The following is a 17,225-nucleotide window of genomic DNA, read 5'->3' as shown; positions in this document are numbered from 1 at the left end:
TTTCCTTTTAATAAAATTACCTGCCCCTCGCAGGCAGGTAATTTTCAACTTTCAAACTTAATTAATCGACGTAGCCCAAAACACCCATTTCTGGTATGTCCAATCCGGCAACTTCGTCTTCCGCTTTTACCCTTATTGGGGTAATTTTATTTGATATCTTGAAGAAGATATACATCACTATGAATACAAAAACTCCGCAGGTGAGCGTACCTACGCATTGCGCGCCAAACTGGCTGGCATCACCATAAAACAAACCTTTTACCGGGCCTGCGACACCATTCCAGCCATCACCGTAAGAACCATCGGCAAATAAGCCTAATGACAGTACACCCCAGGCTCCATTTACACCATGAACTGCAAAAGCGCCTACAGGATCATCGATCCTGAATTTATTATCCATTAAATGAATCGTCAAAACTACCAGGCAACCTGCTATCGCGCCGATAATAACCGATGATATCGAGTTTACGAAAGCACAGGGAGCTGTAATTGCCACTAAGCCGGCCAGCATACCGTTGGCCAGCATGCCCGGATCCGGTTTCTTTTTCTGCATATAAAGCAGTACCAATACGGCAAGCGTTCCGGCGGTTCCGGCCATCATGGTATTCACCGCAACAATGCTGATACGGAAATCGCCGCCGGCTAATGTTGAACCGGGGTTGAAGCCAAACCAACCCAAAGCCAGGATGAATGTACCCAGTAAAGCCATCGGTATATTGTGACCGGGAATAGTATTAGCAGTACCGTCGGCATTGAATTTGCCAATACGCGGCCCAATAATGATAGCACCGGCAAGTGCAGCAACACCACCTACCATGTGTACAACTGATGAGCCAGCAAAATCAACCATGCCATGACCTAAATGGAAGTTAGCTCCTAACTGAGACAACCAGCCGCCGCCCCATACCCAGTTGCCATACAGAGGGTATACGAACATGGAGATGAATAGACCGAAGATGAGGAATGATTTAAATGACCATCTTTCGGCCATTGAGCCTGTAGGGATGGTGGCGGTAGTATCCATGAACACCATTTGAAACAGGAACAGTGTAAATACACCCACATCATACACCTTGCTGTTCAGGAAAAAGCCTACAGATCCGGCGATTCCAAAATCATGACCAAACATATGTATAATGATCTCATGGCTGACTACACCAGGTGCACCACCTAAAGTTGCCGCGTTTAAAGCACCGCCGAACATAAAGGCGAAGCCGCAGATCCAGAAACCAAACATACCCAATGCATAAACCAAAAAGTTCATCCCATGGTGTGAGCGACGTTTTTCTTTTGCGTAAAACCAGTTTCAACCAAGGCGAAACCGGCTTGCATGAACATCACCAAGAAACCAGCAATAAGCGTCCACATAATGTTGATGGCGATTTTGTTGTGACCAACGGCGTCCCAAGTTCGGCGGCAGTAGGTGCACCGGGTTTAGCCGCTGTAACATCAGTAATGGTACCGGTCTTTCCACCAGTTGAATCCTGTGCAAAAGAACGGACAGGCTCGATTAAAACAAAAGCAATGAGTAAAATCATACCTAAAACCAGGTACGCGGGGATTTTTTTTTGTAGAATTTTGATTTTCATTGTTAAGTGGTTTAGTTAGTTTGAAATTGTGTGACTTTTTAAGCTTTTTTTAATATATAAAGGATTTTAATGGGTGATAGTTAATTTTTTTTACTCATTATTTGTGATTTATGCTAAAAGTACGCAATGAAATCAGATGAAAACCTTAGAAAAGCCTTAGAATTTTAATTAATCTTCATTTTAAAATGCGTTATGGATAGTTTTATAAAAGATTTCCGGCTTTAATATGTTTTTATATAGTCTAAACGATGTGAAATATTGTTAAAATTCAAAATTCACCGTTGGTTTAATGAAAAATATATTAAAACGACGATCATTTCAATAAAATGCCATAATTCGAACAAAAATGATAGCTACAATCGTTAAAATTGCGCTGTTTTTGTGCATAATTGCCTTGCCCTTGTTGCCGACCCAGAAAAGAAGGCGGGTTAAGCTTTCCAAAGAGCAGGCAACGGAAGAACGATCAAAGTATGCCGTTAACGAGGATGGTTATATCGAAATGTTCAAACAAGAGGAAAAGGAGTTTTAGATTACTACAGCGGCATAATCTATAGTTTTCAATTAAACACATATATATAATAATGGCCAGGTAACCCGATAATGAATCTTATTAGTTTGGCCAATATGATTTTAGATTCGGTTTTTGACGTAAGATATGTCGATAGGCGTGAATATTGCCAACATAGGAGTAAACTATATCAGGGCTATATTAAACATTGGTTGAATTTGTTTGTCAATAGTTTGCCCTTGAATTTTTACCCGATCATGCGCTGCTGCATCTATAATATCATTAAATATAATTCTCTTCTCCTATATTTTCTTCATCTATGCTGATCTCCTGTTTACGACGCGAACGTGCCGAATGCGGCAGTATCGCATTGCTTAAGGCCCTGCCCAGGTAGCCTTTTTTTCTGCTTGCCGGTTCAACATACCAATGAAGGTCACTCACCATATCATACACTGCACCCACAAACTTTCCCTTCCCGTTACCGATAAAATAGAAATTCTTCGGCTCATGGTTTCCCGTTTTCTTAAAATCCAGGTCTATCCATACCAAACCAAAATGCACATCAAAGCCAATCGGCTGCGCTGCGATAAAAAACTTAGGGTTTGGCTTATTCAGCGCCTTAATAATTTTTGAGATTGTTTCATCTGTCATCTTAACTCCAAGGCCTATTTTTCGGCAACGACGAAGATAAGGCTCCCAAACAAAAAACACACCCTTCATGCGCCCAATAAAACGATCAGGCCGTTGCCTTCGGCCGGGCTATTTATTGCAATCTTTTTCAAAGGATTTCCATTGCTATCCCTAACGGGGAGCGGGTTTCCACTAATGCCTGGTCCGATCCGGCCCGCGGTGGTAGTCGGTGATTAAAGCCAGCTTGCATCCGGAGGTGGTGGTGTCAATTTGAGTGAATCGAAAATATCTCTTACCAGAATGTACTTTTCCTTGCTGCCATCTTTTGCCCTAAAATAGCCATAGACCTGAAAACGGCTTTCTCCCTTTTTTGGCGGATGTCTTTTATAATTAAAAGATTCCATTACATAGGTCATCCGATCTTCTTGAAAAGAGTATTCTCTGCCGACCAATTTTTGGTAACATAATTCGAATTCTTCTTTGCCGGATTCTTTAATGATCGAATGGATGTAGTTTACCATTTTTTCCTCTTCCTCCGTGAAATCATCCACATCGTCAGGGAAGTCATATACCATCATTTCCGCCGCTAACTGGATCCCGGCATTGAGCAATTTTTCATCATGTTCAGCAGCCGTGATCTTTTTAGCTTCAAGTTCCGCCCCTAATTGAACTTTGATATCCTCAAGTATAGCATTAAACCGGGTTAGCTGATCAGAAGACCGTGCATTTTCAAATGCCTTGTTAATCAGCTTGTCGAATTTCTCTTCGGTAGCACCAACAGCACCGAGGTTTAATGATACAGGGGAATCAATTTTCTTTCCGGTTATCGCGTTCTGCTGATAACTAATATCGATCTCCGGCCCTTCATAGGCATTCATAAATACAGTATGGCCGCAAATGATATTGAAGATCTCTACATACCCGATAAGTTGTTTTTTTTCCGGATCAGAGCGGATGACGATCAAATGGGATACAACAGCTTCCTCCGGTTGTCTTACTTCCAGATCAAAATTACAGATCTCCATATCATCGCCGCTTTCATCAAGTGCAAAAATTCTGTCCAGCCTGGGCTTTAAAGGTGCAAGCGGAAGGTCGGAAAAAGCATAGAACTCTGTCAAAATCTTATTAAGAGCCAGTTTAAGCTTAGGCGTGATTTCAACTGCTGTTTCTCCCTTTACTTCTGCTAAAAAATGCACTTTCTCTTCTACATGAATTGCTTTTTGATCCAATAACTTTAAAGCATTTTTTCCGAAAAGCCTGGTCGCCTTCTTAGCGAACGCCTGTGGAACTAAATTTTTATCTCCGTCCACCTGGAGAGCGATCTTTCCGTCCTCCCGTTTGATCACTTCTATTTCGGGAGCGACTTCTTTCATTTTTCCAGCCTGGTCAACAGTAAATGCTTTCCCGGCCTGGTCTGTAACTTTCATTTTTTTTACATTACCAACACCCAACGCAAACAATACAAAATGCAGGGCCTCCTTGATGACAGGATCAAGCCTACTGCCAAATTTTTGATTACAGGACGCGCAGATCAATGTCTTTGAGTGCAGTCGCCCATTAACACTATCGGGTATGATGTGTTCATCGGAGCCGTCCAATGGGTTATCACAAAAAATACAAGTGGAGCGTTCAGTTTCAGGCATGATAAGGCATTAGAAAATTAGCATATAGTCAAATTTATGGAATTTCCTTCGATATGGGTTGTGGCCTATTGCCATATTGATCCTTTTTGGAAAATTAAATTTTCATACTATAAATTGAAAAAAAGAGCAGTCATGTGAGATTTCTTATCGCCTACGGCTCCAATGGCATTTTTTATTAAATCATATTTTTTTTCAGTCGAAACGGGTAAAAAGCGCAGCTAAAATCACGCCCGTAGTAGTCTTTTGGTTGAAAAAAGACTACGGCATAATTCAGTCACTCGTACCTCGTTCCTTCAGCCTCCGGCACTTATTCCGTTTCCTTTCTTCTCTCCACGGGCGTTACGATTTGCTTTCTTTTTTCCCTTTTTCTTTTGAAAAAAATCATCCCAAAAGTCACGGCGGGAAAAGGAAAGCGAAACGAAATATTTATTCATTAAAAACAAATTTTTATGCTTTTCACAGGAAGACTGACGGCTGACGCCGAGGTCAAAGAACTCAAAAACGACAAGAAAGTCACCAATTTCACCGTAGCCCTGAACACCAAGTTCAAGACCAAAGCGGGCGACAAAAAAGAAAAATCTGTCTTTGTTGATTGCTCTTACTGGGTAAACCCCGGCCTTGCAATTTACCTCACCAAAGGGGCAATCGTGGAAATTAACGGCTGGGTGGAAGCCGAAGCCTATCTCAGCAACAAAGACCAAACCGCCAAATCCAGGCTCGTTTGCTCCGTGGACAAGATCAAGCTTTTTTCATCCCTGAGCAGTGCACCCCGCACGGAAGCCGAACCGGAAAAAGTGGAGAACAATCCGCCATACACCACAGGCGCAGGGGCTGACGACGACCTGCCATTTTAATCAACTCATTATTTCAAACATTTAAAATTTACTATCATGGCTCATAACTTAAATTTCAATAGCAATACCAATGAATATAGCTTTTTCAGTCGTAAAGAAAAAGCATGGCACGGATTAGGCAAAATCGTGGAAGATTACCCGACCAGCACCCAAGCCATCCAATATGCAGGACTGGACTATTCCGTAGAAAAACGCCCCTTATTTACGTATGATACCGAAAACCACAACGGCGACCCTGACAACGATCTGCTAATACCTGAAATTGATGTACCCAATTACTTTGCCACCATCCGAACCGATACCGAGCAGGTTTTAGGCGTTGTGGGTAAGGATTACGAAATCGTACAAAACCGTGATGCATTCAGCTTTTTTGATGCTATCGTAGGTGGTGGGGATGGTATCCTGTACGAAACCGCAGGGGCTTTAGGAAAAGGCGAACGGATTTTTATTACTGCTAAACTCCCCGGCTATATTAAAGTCGGCAAGAATGATTTTATTGAACAATACCTTTTCCTGACCACCTCGCACGATGGCCTCGGCAGTATCATGGCTGCTTTTACCCCTGTGCGTATTGTGTGCAATAATACCCTTAACGCTGCCTTGTCTAACCACCGCAACGCTATCAAAATCAGGCATACCGCCTCGGCAAACGACCGCCTGAAACAGGCGCATACCCTTATGGGCATCACGAACAATATGTCCAACGACTTGAACGATATTTTTAATCATTGGTCAAAAGTGCGCATCACCGATAAAGAGGTGAAAAAGCTGATTGAAATGGCACTTGCACCCAATAAGGAAACCGTACAAAACCTGTTAAACGGGAAAAACGAAGAACTATCCACCGTTTACACCAACATGGTAGATAAGGCTTTTGAGTATGCCATGACCAGCCCCTCACAGCAGATGGAAACAACAGCGGGAACTGTGTTTGGTGCCTACAATGCCATAACCGGTTATTTCCAAAACGTCCGCAACTACAAAGACGAAGAAGCCAAATTTAAATCCATCATTGAGGGCAACGCCAAACTAAAAGGCCAAACCGCATTCGATCTATGCAGGGATTTTTCCAAACACCTTAACGACAGTTTCTTAACACTTAACTAAACCACCCAAAGGGGGAGCAATCCCCCTTAAAATAAAATTTGCTATGAAACCTAAAATAATTATAACCATACATGGCGGACTGATTGCAGCAGTCGCTACCAATCTGCCGGAATGTGAAGTAGTCGTTGTAGACTACGATCTGCACGCTTACAAAGATGGGCCGGTACTTGTATCACCGCCCCGTGAGCAGGACGACACTTTCGAGGATGGCAAATCTTACCTGTTATTCGATGCGGGTAATAAACATGAAGGTGAAGTCGCTGACGAACTGAAAAGACTGAAATACTAATCCCCATGAACATGAAAACATTAAATAGCTTCACTAATGTAGATAAGGCCAAAATGATTCATGGCTTATTTATACACGAAATACCCGGCTTTTTAGCCTTTACCCGCGAACTTTCCGAATACATGAGAACCCACCCCGATGAAGTCCGCAAGGTTTGGAAAAACCAATTGTTCGGCGTGGATTTTTGGTTTGAATTATCCGAAGAAGCCGACCGCAAAATCAAGCGGTACGGCAAGCAACTGGAAAAAAGCAGCAGCGTTTTTGCCGACCAGTTATTTGACGGTTATGGCGCTTTGTATTTAAACCATTGCCTCGTAACCTATACTGAACAGGGCAAACACGGCGACCCCAAGTTTAAAACCGCCATAGACCTATTCTTTAATCCTTAATTTCTAAAAACATGACACGTTCAAATCTTCATATCACGTTATCAAACGGCGACAAACTGCAATGCGTAGCAGACAGCAGCAGCGCACCCGAACAGGGATACATTGTAGAGCATTTGCTATTGCCTTTACTTTCTTTTAGTGATGCTAAAAAGGAACTGGCATTGATTACCGAACACTGTACAATGGATGAACAGCGCACCAACGCCGAATATCGTTACCTCATTGACCTCAAAAACGAGCATATCGAGTTTTACGAGGAACATTATAACCAAAGTAAGAACACCTTTAAAAGAGGCATTAACCTGACAGGCCGTTACATTTCTTACCTCAAAAAACTTGAAACGGAAACCGAATTATTCACTAAACGCAAATTCAGGGACGTATCCAATAAGGAACTGGTGAAACGCATTAACGGGTTGCCGGACTTCAAATGGGATGACGAGGGTGTAGAGTTGCACCGCCGTAGCCTGTTATCCAACGGCGCTTTTATCTACAAAATGCAGGGCAATACCCTCATCATCCTAAAAGACGAAAAGCCGCAATAACCAATAATTAACCATTCAAATTTTACCAAAATGACAACTAACTTTTTTCAAAATATCATCAATTTAAACGCTCCCGGCGTTTGGAATATCAGCATTACCACCGACGAGCAGGGCAAAGTAAAAATCATGGGTTTGTATAACCTGCCCAAAAACGGCATACAGGCTGCCAAGGTTGTACCGCCCTTTATTGTTAGCGGTACAGCCGAAGAGGTAGACAGCACCTTTTTTGATACCATAGAAAGACCTATACAGGAGACGGCGGGTGTGTTCCACAATATGGAAGACTACCGCAAAGGGATAGAAAAAGCAAAAAACCTGTCCAAAGCCACCATGACCGCCAAACCCGCAACGCCAACGGTTGCCAAAAGCCCTGACCAGGAACTGCCCGACCCGAAAGCGGAAAAGAAAAAGGCATACGATACGGCTATCAAAGCAATCAATGATTTACAGGCTGATTGCAAATACGAGGAAGCTTTAGCCCTGTTACCTACAATTGAGGAATACCCCGAAAAGGAAGCCGAATTAAAAAACCTGCGGAATGACCTCAACCGCAAAAAGGAACAATTGGCACAAATCAGATTATTCTAACCCTAACCGATACGACCATGTTTAGCGATTTATTACCACGGGTTTTTATCCATAAAGAAAACGGGCAGGAAATAGTATTGACCGACCCCGATAGAAACCTCAGCCCCGAAGAAGTGTGCAATTCCTATGCTACCCTGTATGCTATTTTGGCAACCGCCAAAATTATAGGGCCGGAATTTAAGAACGACACCGCCCAATACCAGTTTGTCACCACATTAGGCACAAAAGGATAACATGAAAAACAACACACAGGCAGGCTTTATCAGCCTGCCTAAATCAAAAAGACAATGCAAACTCTATCAACAATTAGCAACATTCGCAGAAAGCCTCAACCAACTGCCGGACGCAGCAGCCGTGCAAAGGGACAAAGCCAAATCAATACCCTTGCCTCATGTGCCGATGGTTTTCTGAACCATCGCTTTTTGCCGCTTTGCGTGCCGGAACTGCAATTGCCCGACCGGGCAAAAGTTGAGCAGGGGTATTTTCAATCGGTAACGGAATTGTGTAATGTGAACGGAATACAGCAGTTGGATGTAAGCCACCTGCCATACCCTTACAACATCTTACTCAGCCATCGTGACCTGTCCATCAAGCTGAACAGGCAGCCCTACGAAGTTCAACTGGTCATTACCAAAGATGATAATGATGGCATTGCGCTCTCAACGAAACAGGAATTTGAGTTCGGGCAAACCCTGTATTATATTCCTGTTATCCCGCTCTACCGATTCCTGCGGGACAGTAAAAACAGGGCAACGGGTAATCTTCTACTGGCGGTGATGTCCTACCTGTACCGGGAGGCCGGAGTTCCTTACCACAGGGAACAGGAGAGTTTTATGGCCGGAGAATATGAAATGTTTAAAGAATATTTTTTAGAAACAATGGAAGAAAATCCTGACGATTACGAAGAAGATATGGCCGACATCAACCGCACCGAAATATGCAGCGACATCATGCTGCGAAAAATCCGCAGTCCCTACCACCTGCAAAATCTGGAAAAAGCAATTCAGCGTTTCCAACCGCAGAATCAGCGGGATGAAGATTGTTTGAACGTGGCTGCTGAGGCTTTGTCCCTCTACAGGGAATTTCCGGGCAATCACATTTGGCAACACCTGAGCGATTTGGAGGATTGGGATGACACTGCCGGATGCGATGCCTATATCTCATTTATTGCGGATGGTACAGGCTGGCTTTACGACAGGATCGAGCAGAATGTAAATGAATACCTCGGGAATTTCAGCTACGTCCATCAGCCAACCATCGTCGTTGATTATGAAGGCAACACCAACCAACCCCGCACCCTTGAATTTGAACACCGGCTATATGAACTGGTACTCAGTTTATCCACCATTTTATTTGATTTACCATGAGAAAGAATATCACCCATAATTTTGGAAAACTATACGAACCACTGAAGGCTTTTGTTATTTATCGCGAACCTCAGGAGAAAAATGTTTATGTGGAAGCATTCGATATGGACAAAAACGGAAAGCCCATTAATGCGCACCCTTTATCCTTACAGGAAAGTATTTCTTTAGCTAAAGCCCTTGATACCTCCGAAGATTTGCAGACCGGTTTTTTAGACCCGGTTGGCTTAATGCCTAAAAACGTGCTCTATATCAACCGGGGGCGCAATGCTTTCGCTCTTTGGCAGACCCCGGCGCAAAAGGTCAGGCTTTTATTTAAGGACGATTTAGGCATCCCCAACGGGGAGGCTTATATCCCGCCGATGGTTTGGAAAGCTTCCCGCACCACCCTGTACGTTTATGCACTGTATACGGACGAGCCTGTTAGTTTAACATCAACCCTGCACAAAGCCCCGTACTTTAATATTTATGCCGATGGTAAAGTATGCCTCGGTACGGTATCTATCCAAATTCCTAAAGAATGCGGCTTAGAGGAATTTATGCGCCAATGGCAAATCTATTTTTTCAATAGCTTTTTCAGCCATACCCTCGGAGGCGTAAGCCCTGTTAAAGGTAACATCGTTCAGCTTTGGAAGAAGTTAATAGGAACTGATGAACCGTTTCCCGCCGATAACTTAATCCCATTTAAAACCACCGTTAAAGACCTCATCAAATGAAAACACTACCCGCCATACATTTTACCGCCGGTTCATTGGTTGACCCGACCAACCCCATAACTGTTAACCTGATCGGTGCAGGTGGCACAGGCCACCGCATGCTCACCGAACTGCTCAGGATACATATATCCTTACAGGCATTCGGTCGCCCCGGCTTGCAGGTCAATGTGTTTGATGATGACATCATCAGCGATGCGAACAGGGGACGGCAGATGTTTGCCCAATCTGAAATCGGGCATTTCAAATCTGTTATCTTGGTTAACCGTATCAACCGGAGCAATGGGACCAACTGGAAAGCCGTACCCGAAAGGTACAGCACCAACACGCTGCACCTGTTGCCATCATTGGGTAAAGCCAATATCTACATTACCTGTGTAGATACCGTTAGCGCACGTTTTGATATTGCTAACGCTTTACGCAAAGTTTGCAGAAATAGCCGTAACGACCGTGCCCAACCCTTTTACTGGATGGATTGTGGTAACGGCAGGATTACAGGACAGGTATTGTTAGCCACCTTAACCGAAATAAAACAGCCCGACTCCGAACGTTTCCGTACCGTTGCAGAACTGCCCAAAGTTACCGACGAATTTAAACACCTGTTGGAGGAAGTAGACGACAACGACGAACCAAGCTGTTCACAGGCAGAAGCCCTAAAGAAACAGGATTTATTTGTGAATACGGGCTTGGCCGTTAACGGTGCGGAATTGCTTTGGCAACTGCTCTGTGAGGGTATGATAGAATACCGTGGTGTATTTATCAATATCAAGAAGTTTAAAACCGTGCCGTTAAAAGTAGCCTGATAATCGGTATAATGTGCTAATGAAGTGCGGGAGAAATCCCGCCTCTTTGTTTGGGGGAAGCGAAAAAAATCGCGCCACCCGGCCACTTGCTCCTTGATCCGCAACAGGCCGGGCGGCGATAAGGTAGCCTGAATTCATTAAAGCAGCGCCTTCTCGGGGTTTCCCCGCTTTAACGAAACACAGGCCGTTTTTAATAATTATGCTGGTAGTTGTATTTCGGCCTATCTTTTTGGATCAGCCTTTTTTCCAGTTTCGCCGCATTTTCCCTGGGTTTGGCATGGTCGTGATCGTACTCATCAAAGTACAGGCCGTTACGTTCATGCTCATCCAACCTTTTCTCTATCCGGTCGGCATAACAGATCCCGTGGTAAACGAGCTTTCTTCTATGCCATAAGGTGTAATTCACGGTGTCATGTCCCGTACTAAAAAGCTTATTTAAAGCATAAATACCCAATGCTAATGCGCCAAGCTGCACTATCGGTTTAGGTTCGTTTTGTGTGTTTGGATATAGGTTGTTCATTATCCTAAAGATAGCGGGAATTTCTCCATTTTCCTATACCTTGTTTAAGGGGATATTTTTTTTCAGCCTATACGTTTTTGGTGACCAGTTCGAGAATATCGGTGATCTCTTTTTGTGCTTTGGTATCTGCAGGTGCGAGTACGGTACCCAGTGGTTGCCTGATATAATCTTTCCCCGCAGCTTTATTCAGCCCATTATTAACCTGGAAAGCCCAACGGTTGACTACCTCTTTTAAATAAACATCACCCTGTACCAGGTAATTCCGGCGTACCCCGTTCGTCGTCGTGTTTATCATTTCCTTTACTGCTATATACAGGCAGGTTTCTAAATACGCGTTTAGCTTCAGGCTTTTTAGCGCAGGTTTCAATAGGATCTCCTTTAGAAAGCCCTGCATTTGTTTAACAATAGCAGCCTTGGTGAAAAGACGCAAAGGCACATTAGGCAACACCAGGTGGTGGCTTACTTCCTTAAAGGTGCGGTTTTGGGAATCGAAAAACGTACTGTTGATATTGGCATACTCAATTTCCTCATTGTCATAAAGTAGGAAATGGCTGAAGGCATTGCTGACCGGGCCATTGCCGGGCAGCCAGTCCTCTACAACGATGGCGTTCGTAATTTGAAGCGGGCTTTCCGGCAGGAATGCCCAGGCATTCACTGCATCTAAAACAGTTTCGGTATGGTATTCATACCACTTGCCATCAGGGCCGGTTTTGCCCATATAATATCGGGCGTTATCACAAAAAATAATATCGGTTAATCCCGTACTAACAGTGCTGGCGGGTTTCTCTGAGGGTAAATACCATTCCATAGGCGATCTTTAAAGATAGCAAAGTTACAGTCGTTCAGGCCGGTTCCCGGAAAGATTTGTTTAAGCGTTGTCATATTGCGAAACGCGATAACCCATTTTGATAAGTAATAATAGATTTACTTATAATTTAAACCCGATCACATGGCTAAAGTAATTTTCGATACCAATGGTTATCGTAACCTGGTATCAACCAAAACGTTTGAAGAAATAGACGACTGTATCGCCTTAATTAAAGTTAAGGAAAAGGAGAATGACATCGAAACGATGTTCAGCCCGATTGTAGCGCAGGAACTGTTAGCTCACCTTGCGGATAAAAATGACAACGCTTTTGACCGCTGCTTACGCGCCAATAAGGCCATGTACCTGCACAATGGCGACCGTGCTCAGGTAAATATGTTCCCGATGTTCGAAGCACTGCTGGCGCATATGTATTTCAATGATACTCCAGCCAAACGAATAGAGACCTATAATGCAATAGCACAGATCTCCATGCACCTTGCACTCAATCCAAATGAAGCGACGTTTGCTATTTTTCATGATAAATTGCAAACAATTAAAGCTTCAGTGGATATGGGAGAGGCTGGATTTGTTGACGGGATGTTCCAGTTTGTGAAGCAAACCGATCCTGCAGCAACTGATTGGATGCCATTTCGCAATGACCCCAAGAAGCGTCAAAAATTATTGACTGGGTTAAGATCAGATGGTGCAAGTTACGAGATTGCAAAGGGCTACATTTTCATGACCCACATTAACCTAATTGAAAATGGCCACTCCAATATTTATTCAGCCGAACAGATTACCGATTTTTCGAAATCTGTTCTCGAAAAATTCCCTGAGCCTATCGCTTTATTTAAAACGGTGATCGAGAATTTAGTTAATAGTGACTTTCCGCTTGACCAGGCGAGCAGGGCGAATTTCGTTTGGGATATAGCCCTGATGTTTGGAGCTGGTAAACATTCTATAGGGAATGACAAACTGTATTTTGTAACCGGCGACAAAGCGATCATCAATACCGCTATCCGGCAGGGTTCCGGCACATCCGTACTGACTTTACAGGAATATCTGGATTATATAGGGGTATAATTAAATAACCTAACTGGCCGGCGGTTCTTTTTAGTTCTGCCGGCTTTTGCATTTTGGGTCAGCTTGTTTCTAAAATGCTGCAAACCTGTATCTTTAAACCTAATAAGCACAGCCCTTTTCACTTTTAATAGTCTTTTTTATGATGACGATCAATGACATTATTGTTTTATTAACGCTGATCATCGCGCTGATTGCCATCATTAATGAAAAGAACCGGACGCACTTGCTGCTGAAATTCACCAAACTGGACAGGTGGCTTTTTGGTCTGGCTTTGGTGCTGATCAATTATTTTGTGTTTTATCAAGATTTTGAGCAAAAAGATTGGGTGATCCATTCGCTTTACTTTCATGGTTTCGGTTTGCACCAGCCACGGCATTGGGCGTATATCATTACCCTAATCAGCCTGATCTACCTTTTTTATAAGATCTACGGTTCATTCTATGCCAAATTTCAGATTGAAAAGGTCAATGCTTTTTATAGCAAGCAGATCGAGAACTTGGAATTATCCTTTTTAATAGACCTGATCGAGCGATACCACAAAAATGATATTATCCAATGGGTGAGTAAAAATCCAGTAAACAACGATGACTCCGAACGGGAGCTTGAAATTGATGAACCAGAAACATGGCAAGTTAAAGTAGGTATTTGGTGGACTGGATTTATAGCCGGGCTATTTCCGCTATCATGGAATAACCGAAGTACATATGCCCGTAGAGTCCTTCACTCTATTATTAACACGCCGGGATTTATTTGCCATGCCGCCAATCTTCGTCCGTATTTCTTTCCGGAGATTTACATGCACTTGACCGCCGCTCAGCACGACCAATATCCCGACGAACTAATTAACTCCTTTTTTAATGAATTGCTGCGGGACAAAAATTACTGGTTAAAAAAGGAACTGAAAGCAAGCGAATCCTTCGATACAGGTCAGCCGATACGATTTCACGAAGAAAATAAAATACTATCGGGCTTACTGGAAGATTTGACGGTTTCCGCGAAAAGCAAGATTTGGCAGTCCTTCGGTGATACCGCGGTACATGAACTCCAGGAGGAAATTCAAAAGGGTCTGGATAGTCCACTTTATCAGGAATATTTTTCCGACAACCAGCTTTGGGAGTTTAAGACACAGTTCTCCTACCAATTCTTTAAGATTTTGATTATCGAGGCGATCAATAAACAACATAACGGCCAACACTTCTGGCTCTTTTATTATGACCGGATCATTGAAAAGATCATCAAAGCATGGGAGAAAAATCCTCCTGTGGAAGATGTCAGCAAAACTGTGGGCCATAAATTCATCGAAAACATTTTTGATACCCTCCAGCAATGGCTTGAATTTGCCAACGAAAAGGAGCATACCGGTTTGTATTGCGATATTACAAGTTGCATCGGCAGGGTATTGCAGGTGGTTAATGAGTCAGCTCAATACCCGGAAAAAGATAAGATCAGGATGCTTGATATATTATTTAGAACCTATTGCAATTTAGCCGATAACGGCCAGACCGATACCCTGCGGACGGAGTTGGAGAAGGTTATTAAAAAGCCCAATAATCTGGTAGAAGCAGGTTTTCCATATTATGGAATCGTTGCCAAGGCCTGGGATCAATTTGATAAGGTACCGCATAGGGTTCAGGATTTTACGGACTATGCCTACTTTGGACGGTTCAAACGTAATGTAATCCAGCCACTTGGGTTGCCAACTAATACGCACTGAGATATTTGTAATTGTGATATTTAATAGCGAAATTTAAAATAACAAGTCCGTCAGCCTATGAAAACGAAAGTCCGCTTTGAATTTGACACCCAGTTATTCTACCCGGCTTATAATGGTCCGAGGAACATCATCTTTGAAAACCCGCCGCATATCCCCGCGACCGGCGACGCGGTTAACTTTAGGATCGCTGACTTTTTTGACGATAAAAAAGTGATCAAAAAGTTTGAGGCGCTGGATGATGGTAATGTTTTCTATGCCGAACGCTTACAGGCGATCTACAGTAAAGAGGAGATAGAGATCATTGTGGTGGTTTACGAAGAAGCCATATTTAAAGAAAACTTCCCGCAGTTTTTTGAGCGAAGCCTGATGTAATTTATAAAGTATTTTTGCAGCCTTATTCGTACTGGATTTTTAACTATATAATATCAGAATCTTTGTCCGATAATAGAAAATGAACAAACTCGAACTATTACGTTCTGAAAAAACTAAACTTTTCAATAATCGCGCGAAAGCTCCAAGCGCTCCCAATCGAAAGAGCGGTATGAGATAGGAAGGTCGAACCGCTCCCGTAAATATTCAAGATAATCTATAGAGTTCGGCTCAGGTTCCCGCTGTCCAACAACAATAATTTTTTTTGCCCGCTCTACGGCCGGATAGTAGGCATACTCCATTACCTGGCCAATGGCATTGCGTATGCTTCGTTTAGGACTGTCGGTCTTTATCTCAAAATAGTGCCAGGTTCCATCCGGCAAAACGGCTTTAATATCTACCCTGCTTTTTTCAATATATACATGCTTATAACCATACTTAGGATCGCTCCGTAAATGCTCAACAATGGCATTTTGCATTCGGTCATGTATCGGGTCGTATTCCTGTTCACCGTTAAATGTACGCTTTCTTTTGCCTTCATTTTTAAATTTGCCTTCGTCCGTTTCTTCCGGTTCGATTGGATTTAGGGATGGTACATATTCTCCCCGGTAGGGCAACAGCTTAAAATGGTCGGTTGTAATATTATCATCGATATCCGCCAGTTCCTCCATTTCGGCCTTCTGCTCGATATTGTGAAGCTTAAAACGCACATTAAATAGGAACTCAGGTTTGGTTTTATTGAAATGGGCAACATCGGCTTCGACATGTTCCAGTGATTTCGCCATTTCTGACAGCCAGCCTTTTGCTTGATAAATTTGGTAAACTTCTTTGGATTCTGCATTTGAAATTCCTTGTGCATCCCTGATGCAGCCTACATAATAATAGTTTCGAGAACTGTTTTGAGCATAAAGATGAACATTGTAAATTTTGCCGGCGTGGATTTGGTTTTTGGACTGCATGCCCTGAATAAAGCCATAATGATAGCCTTTGATTAATTTCGTACGGTCAAAAAGCCACTCTTCATATCCAAATCCATATTGCCCTTCATGTGTTTTGGGGTTAGCCGATTTACCCATCCAGCCGGATGGATATTGCCAATTGTTCTCGTTCCATGATAACCTTGTAATCTTGTTTTTTTTTCCGAATAATACCTGCCGGTTCCGAAGTTCGATCACTTTTATGCCGAATTTCTGAAATTGTGCGTCCGATACTTTGGAGATGCCAGGCGGGTTTTCAATTTCAAGCAGGTGGTCAACTTTTGGCTTAAAAATTTTAATGAAATAATCGAAATTTTTAAGATATTCATCGTTATTCTTTCCGGGGAATGCCTTGAACCATTTATGTTTAGTACCGGGGTGGTCAAAGCCTTTTTCCAATTTAGCAACCTTCTCTAAAAAGGGGACAACCTGTTCATTCCCCTGAGCAGACAGTTCGATATAACTGCTACGATCCGGCATAACTACAAACCCAATGAAATTTACCTTTTCCTTCCAGTCTGATCCTCGCCAAAGACACACAAATACGTACTTATCGTTACCTAAGAACCAGTAGCCTTTATCCAGGCGCTGATTATTATTCTTTTGGCGCGGCATAAAAAGCAATCCCGGATCAGTTTTGCGGCGCTCGATTAGGTGGTCAAGCAGTTTTTCGTGAATTTTAGCGATGGAAGGCATGTTACAGGTGATAAAGGTTTATTAATAATAATTCGT

Annotated in this window: 21 protein-coding genes and 1 pseudogene; 14 read left to right on the top strand and 8 right to left on the bottom strand. The window is 42.9% G+C overall.

Annotation, left to right across the window (positions count from 1 at the left end):
- Positions 1-61 precede the first annotated feature (61 nt).
- Positions 62-1,332: pseudogene (locus tag DIU38_RS24310) on the bottom strand (ammonium transporter).
- Positions 1,333-1,337: 5 nt separating this feature from the next.
- On the bottom strand, positions 1,338-1,589 hold the full coding sequence (locus DIU38_RS24305) for a hypothetical protein (RefSeq protein WP_149354163.1): 252 nt from the start codon (positions 1,587-1,589) through the stop codon (positions 1,338-1,340).
- A 346-nt stretch (positions 1,590-1,935) separates the two neighbouring features.
- On the opposite strand from DIU38_RS24305, the gene DIU38_RS24300 reads away from it, so the two are divergent.
- Positions 1,936-2,118 carry a hypothetical protein gene (locus DIU38_RS24300; RefSeq protein WP_112653406.1) on the top strand — a complete coding sequence of 61 codons (183 nt, stop codon included), beginning with the start codon at positions 1,936-1,938 and terminating at the stop codon, positions 2,116-2,118.
- A gap of 261 nt (positions 2,119-2,379) precedes the next feature.
- On the opposite strand, the gene DIU38_RS24295 is transcribed toward DIU38_RS24300, so the two are convergent.
- The 3 genes from DIU38_RS24295 to DIU38_RS33215 form a co-directional block, all read right to left on the bottom strand.
- The gene (locus DIU38_RS24295; RefSeq protein ID WP_146750394.1) at positions 2,380-2,748 is read right to left on the bottom strand and encodes a hypothetical protein; all 369 of its coding nucleotides are present in this window, start codon (positions 2,746-2,748) and stop codon (positions 2,380-2,382) included.
- Positions 2,749-2,960: 212 nt separating this feature from the next.
- A complete protein-coding gene (locus DIU38_RS24290) occupies positions 2,961-4,370 on the bottom strand; it encodes an HNH endonuclease (protein ID WP_112653404.1) in 1,410 nt (469 codons plus the stop codon).
- Between the two features lie 293 nt (positions 4,371-4,663).
- Positions 4,664-4,804, bottom strand: a complete 141-nt coding sequence (locus DIU38_RS33215; RefSeq protein WP_167516266.1) for a hypothetical protein — start codon at positions 4,802-4,804, stop codon at positions 4,664-4,666.
- A 15-nt stretch (positions 4,805-4,819) separates the two neighbouring features.
- Here DIU38_RS33215 and DIU38_RS24285 point away from each other — a divergent pair, with 15 nt between their 5' ends.
- From DIU38_RS24285 to DIU38_RS24240, 10 genes are read left to right on the top strand one after another with little or no spacing between them, the layout of a single operon-like run.
- Positions 4,820-5,224 (top strand): single-stranded DNA-binding protein, encoded by a 405-nt coding sequence (locus DIU38_RS24285; protein ID WP_112653403.1) that lies wholly within the window; start codon positions 4,820-4,822, stop codon positions 5,222-5,224.
- 36 nt (positions 5,225-5,260) lie between these two features.
- Complete coding sequence (locus tag DIU38_RS24280; protein WP_112653402.1) at positions 5,261-6,331, top strand: DUF932 domain-containing protein; 1,071 nt, start codon at positions 5,261-5,263, stop codon at positions 6,329-6,331.
- A 43-nt stretch (positions 6,332-6,374) separates the two neighbouring features.
- Positions 6,375-6,620: a hypothetical protein gene (locus DIU38_RS24275; protein ID WP_112653401.1), complete on the top strand. Its 246-nt coding sequence runs from the start codon at positions 6,375-6,377 to the stop codon at positions 6,618-6,620.
- An 11-nt stretch (positions 6,621-6,631) separates the two neighbouring features.
- Positions 6,632-7,009 (top strand): hypothetical protein, encoded by a 378-nt coding sequence (locus tag DIU38_RS24270; RefSeq protein WP_146750395.1) that lies wholly within the window; start codon positions 6,632-6,634, stop codon positions 7,007-7,009.
- 11 nt (positions 7,010-7,020) lie between these two features.
- Complete coding sequence (locus tag DIU38_RS33585) at positions 7,021-7,554, top strand: hypothetical protein (RefSeq protein ID WP_208057737.1); 534 nt, start codon at positions 7,021-7,023, stop codon at positions 7,552-7,554.
- Positions 7,555-7,584: 30 nt separating this feature from the next.
- Positions 7,585-8,142 carry a hypothetical protein gene (locus DIU38_RS24260; protein ID WP_112653399.1) on the top strand — a complete coding sequence of 186 codons (558 nt, stop codon included), beginning with the start codon at positions 7,585-7,587 and terminating at the stop codon, positions 8,140-8,142.
- Positions 8,143-8,159: 17 nt separating this feature from the next.
- Complete coding sequence (locus DIU38_RS24255) at positions 8,160-8,375, top strand: PRTRC system protein C (RefSeq protein WP_112653398.1); 216 nt, start codon at positions 8,160-8,162, stop codon at positions 8,373-8,375.
- Positions 8,376-8,429: 54 nt separating this feature from the next.
- Positions 8,430-9,509 (top strand): hypothetical protein, encoded by a 1,080-nt coding sequence (locus DIU38_RS24250; protein WP_146750396.1) that lies wholly within the window; start codon positions 8,430-8,432, stop codon positions 9,507-9,509.
- A complete protein-coding gene (locus tag DIU38_RS24245; RefSeq protein ID WP_112653396.1) occupies positions 9,506-10,222 on the top strand; it encodes a PRTRC system protein B in 717 nt (238 codons plus the stop codon). The genes DIU38_RS24250 and DIU38_RS24245 overlap by 4 nt, the downstream gene beginning before the upstream one ends.
- Complete coding sequence (locus DIU38_RS24240; protein WP_112653395.1) at positions 10,219-11,022, top strand: PRTRC system ThiF family protein; 804 nt, start codon at positions 10,219-10,221, stop codon at positions 11,020-11,022. The genes DIU38_RS24245 and DIU38_RS24240 overlap by 4 nt, the downstream gene beginning before the upstream one ends.
- Positions 11,023-11,212: 190 nt before the next feature.
- On the opposite strand, the gene DIU38_RS24235 is transcribed toward DIU38_RS24240, so the two are convergent.
- Entirely contained in the window at positions 11,213-11,542 is a 330-nt protein-coding gene (locus DIU38_RS24235) for a hypothetical protein (protein ID WP_112653394.1), read from the bottom strand.
- A 67-nt stretch (positions 11,543-11,609) separates the two neighbouring features.
- A complete protein-coding gene (locus DIU38_RS24230; protein ID WP_112653393.1) occupies positions 11,610-12,350 on the bottom strand; it encodes a hypothetical protein in 741 nt (246 codons plus the stop codon).
- A gap of 141 nt (positions 12,351-12,491) precedes the next feature.
- On the opposite strand from DIU38_RS24230, the gene DIU38_RS24225 reads away from it, so the two are divergent.
- The 3 genes from DIU38_RS24225 (at position 12,492) to DIU38_RS24215 (ending at position 15,519) form a co-directional block, all read left to right on the top strand.
- Positions 12,492-13,433, top strand: a complete 942-nt coding sequence (locus DIU38_RS24225) for a hypothetical protein (RefSeq protein WP_112653392.1) — start codon at positions 12,492-12,494, stop codon at positions 13,431-13,433.
- 139 nt (positions 13,434-13,572) lie between these two features.
- Entirely contained in the window at positions 13,573-15,147 is a 1,575-nt protein-coding gene (locus DIU38_RS24220) for a hypothetical protein (RefSeq protein ID WP_149354162.1), read from the top strand.
- Between the two features lie 57 nt (positions 15,148-15,204).
- Positions 15,205-15,519 (top strand): hypothetical protein, encoded by a 315-nt coding sequence (locus DIU38_RS24215; RefSeq protein ID WP_149354161.1) that lies wholly within the window; start codon positions 15,205-15,207, stop codon positions 15,517-15,519.
- 122 nt (positions 15,520-15,641) lie between these two features.
- Here the strand turns inward: DIU38_RS24215 and DIU38_RS24210 are convergent, their stop codons facing one another.
- Entirely contained in the window at positions 15,642-17,189 is a 1,548-nt protein-coding gene (locus DIU38_RS24210; protein ID WP_112659174.1) for a hypothetical protein, read from the bottom strand.
- Positions 17,190-17,225 lie beyond the last annotated feature (36 nt).

The sequence above is a fragment of the Mucilaginibacter metallidurans genome (genome assembly GCF_003286435.2).
In the GTDB taxonomy this organism is placed as follows: Bacteria; Bacteroidota; Bacteroidia; order Sphingobacteriales; family Sphingobacteriaceae; genus Mucilaginibacter; species Mucilaginibacter gossypii.
The sequence above is the reverse complement of the archived record's forward strand: the minus strand, read 5'-3'. Positions and strand labels throughout refer to the sequence as shown.

Coding starts and splice junctions, on each gene's coding strand:
- DIU38_RS24305 (WP_149354163.1), bottom strand. CDS start 1,589: ATGAAAATCAAAATTCTACAAAAAAAAATCCCCGCGTACCTGGTTTTA.
- DIU38_RS24300 (WP_112653406.1), top strand. CDS start 1,936: ATGATAGCTACAATCGTTAAAATTGCGCTGTTTTTGTGCATAATTGCC.
- DIU38_RS24295 (WP_146750394.1), bottom strand. CDS start 2,748: ATGACAGATGAAACAATCTCAAAAATTATTAAGGCGCTGAATAAGCCA.
- DIU38_RS24290 (WP_112653404.1), bottom strand. CDS start 4,370: ATGCCTGAAACTGAACGCTCCACTTGTATTTTTTGTGATAACCCATTG.
- DIU38_RS33215 (WP_167516266.1), bottom strand. CDS start 4,804: ATGAATAAATATTTCGTTTCGCTTTCCTTTTCCCGCCGTGACTTTTGG.
- DIU38_RS24285 (WP_112653403.1), top strand. CDS start 4,820: ATGCTTTTCACAGGAAGACTGACGGCTGACGCCGAGGTCAAAGAACTC.
- DIU38_RS24280 (WP_112653402.1), top strand. CDS start 5,261: ATGGCTCATAACTTAAATTTCAATAGCAATACCAATGAATATAGCTTT.
- DIU38_RS24275 (WP_112653401.1), top strand. CDS start 6,375: ATGAAACCTAAAATAATTATAACCATACATGGCGGACTGATTGCAGCA.
- DIU38_RS24270 (WP_146750395.1), top strand. CDS start 6,632: ATGAAAACATTAAATAGCTTCACTAATGTAGATAAGGCCAAAATGATT.
- DIU38_RS33585 (WP_208057737.1), top strand. CDS start 7,021: ATGACACGTTCAAATCTTCATATCACGTTATCAAACGGCGACAAACTG.
- DIU38_RS24260 (WP_112653399.1), top strand. CDS start 7,585: ATGACAACTAACTTTTTTCAAAATATCATCAATTTAAACGCTCCCGGC.
- DIU38_RS24255 (WP_112653398.1), top strand. CDS start 8,160: ATGTTTAGCGATTTATTACCACGGGTTTTTATCCATAAAGAAAACGGG.
- DIU38_RS24250 (WP_146750396.1), top strand. CDS start 8,430: ATGCAAACTCTATCAACAATTAGCAACATTCGCAGAAAGCCTCAACCA.
- DIU38_RS24245 (WP_112653396.1), top strand. CDS start 9,506: ATGAGAAAGAATATCACCCATAATTTTGGAAAACTATACGAACCACTG.
- DIU38_RS24240 (WP_112653395.1), top strand. CDS start 10,219: ATGAAAACACTACCCGCCATACATTTTACCGCCGGTTCATTGGTTGAC.
- DIU38_RS24235 (WP_112653394.1), bottom strand. CDS start 11,542: ATGAACAACCTATATCCAAACACACAAAACGAACCTAAACCGATAGTG.
- DIU38_RS24230 (WP_112653393.1), bottom strand. CDS start 12,350: ATGGAATGGTATTTACCCTCAGAGAAACCCGCCAGCACTGTTAGTACG.
- DIU38_RS24225 (WP_112653392.1), top strand. CDS start 12,492: ATGGCTAAAGTAATTTTCGATACCAATGGTTATCGTAACCTGGTATCA.
- DIU38_RS24220 (WP_149354162.1), top strand. CDS start 13,573: ATGATGACGATCAATGACATTATTGTTTTATTAACGCTGATCATCGCG.
- DIU38_RS24215 (WP_149354161.1), top strand. CDS start 15,205: ATGAAAACGAAAGTCCGCTTTGAATTTGACACCCAGTTATTCTACCCG.
- DIU38_RS24210 (WP_112659174.1), bottom strand. CDS start 17,189: ATGCCTTCCATCGCTAAAATTCACGAAAAACTGCTTGACCACCTAATC.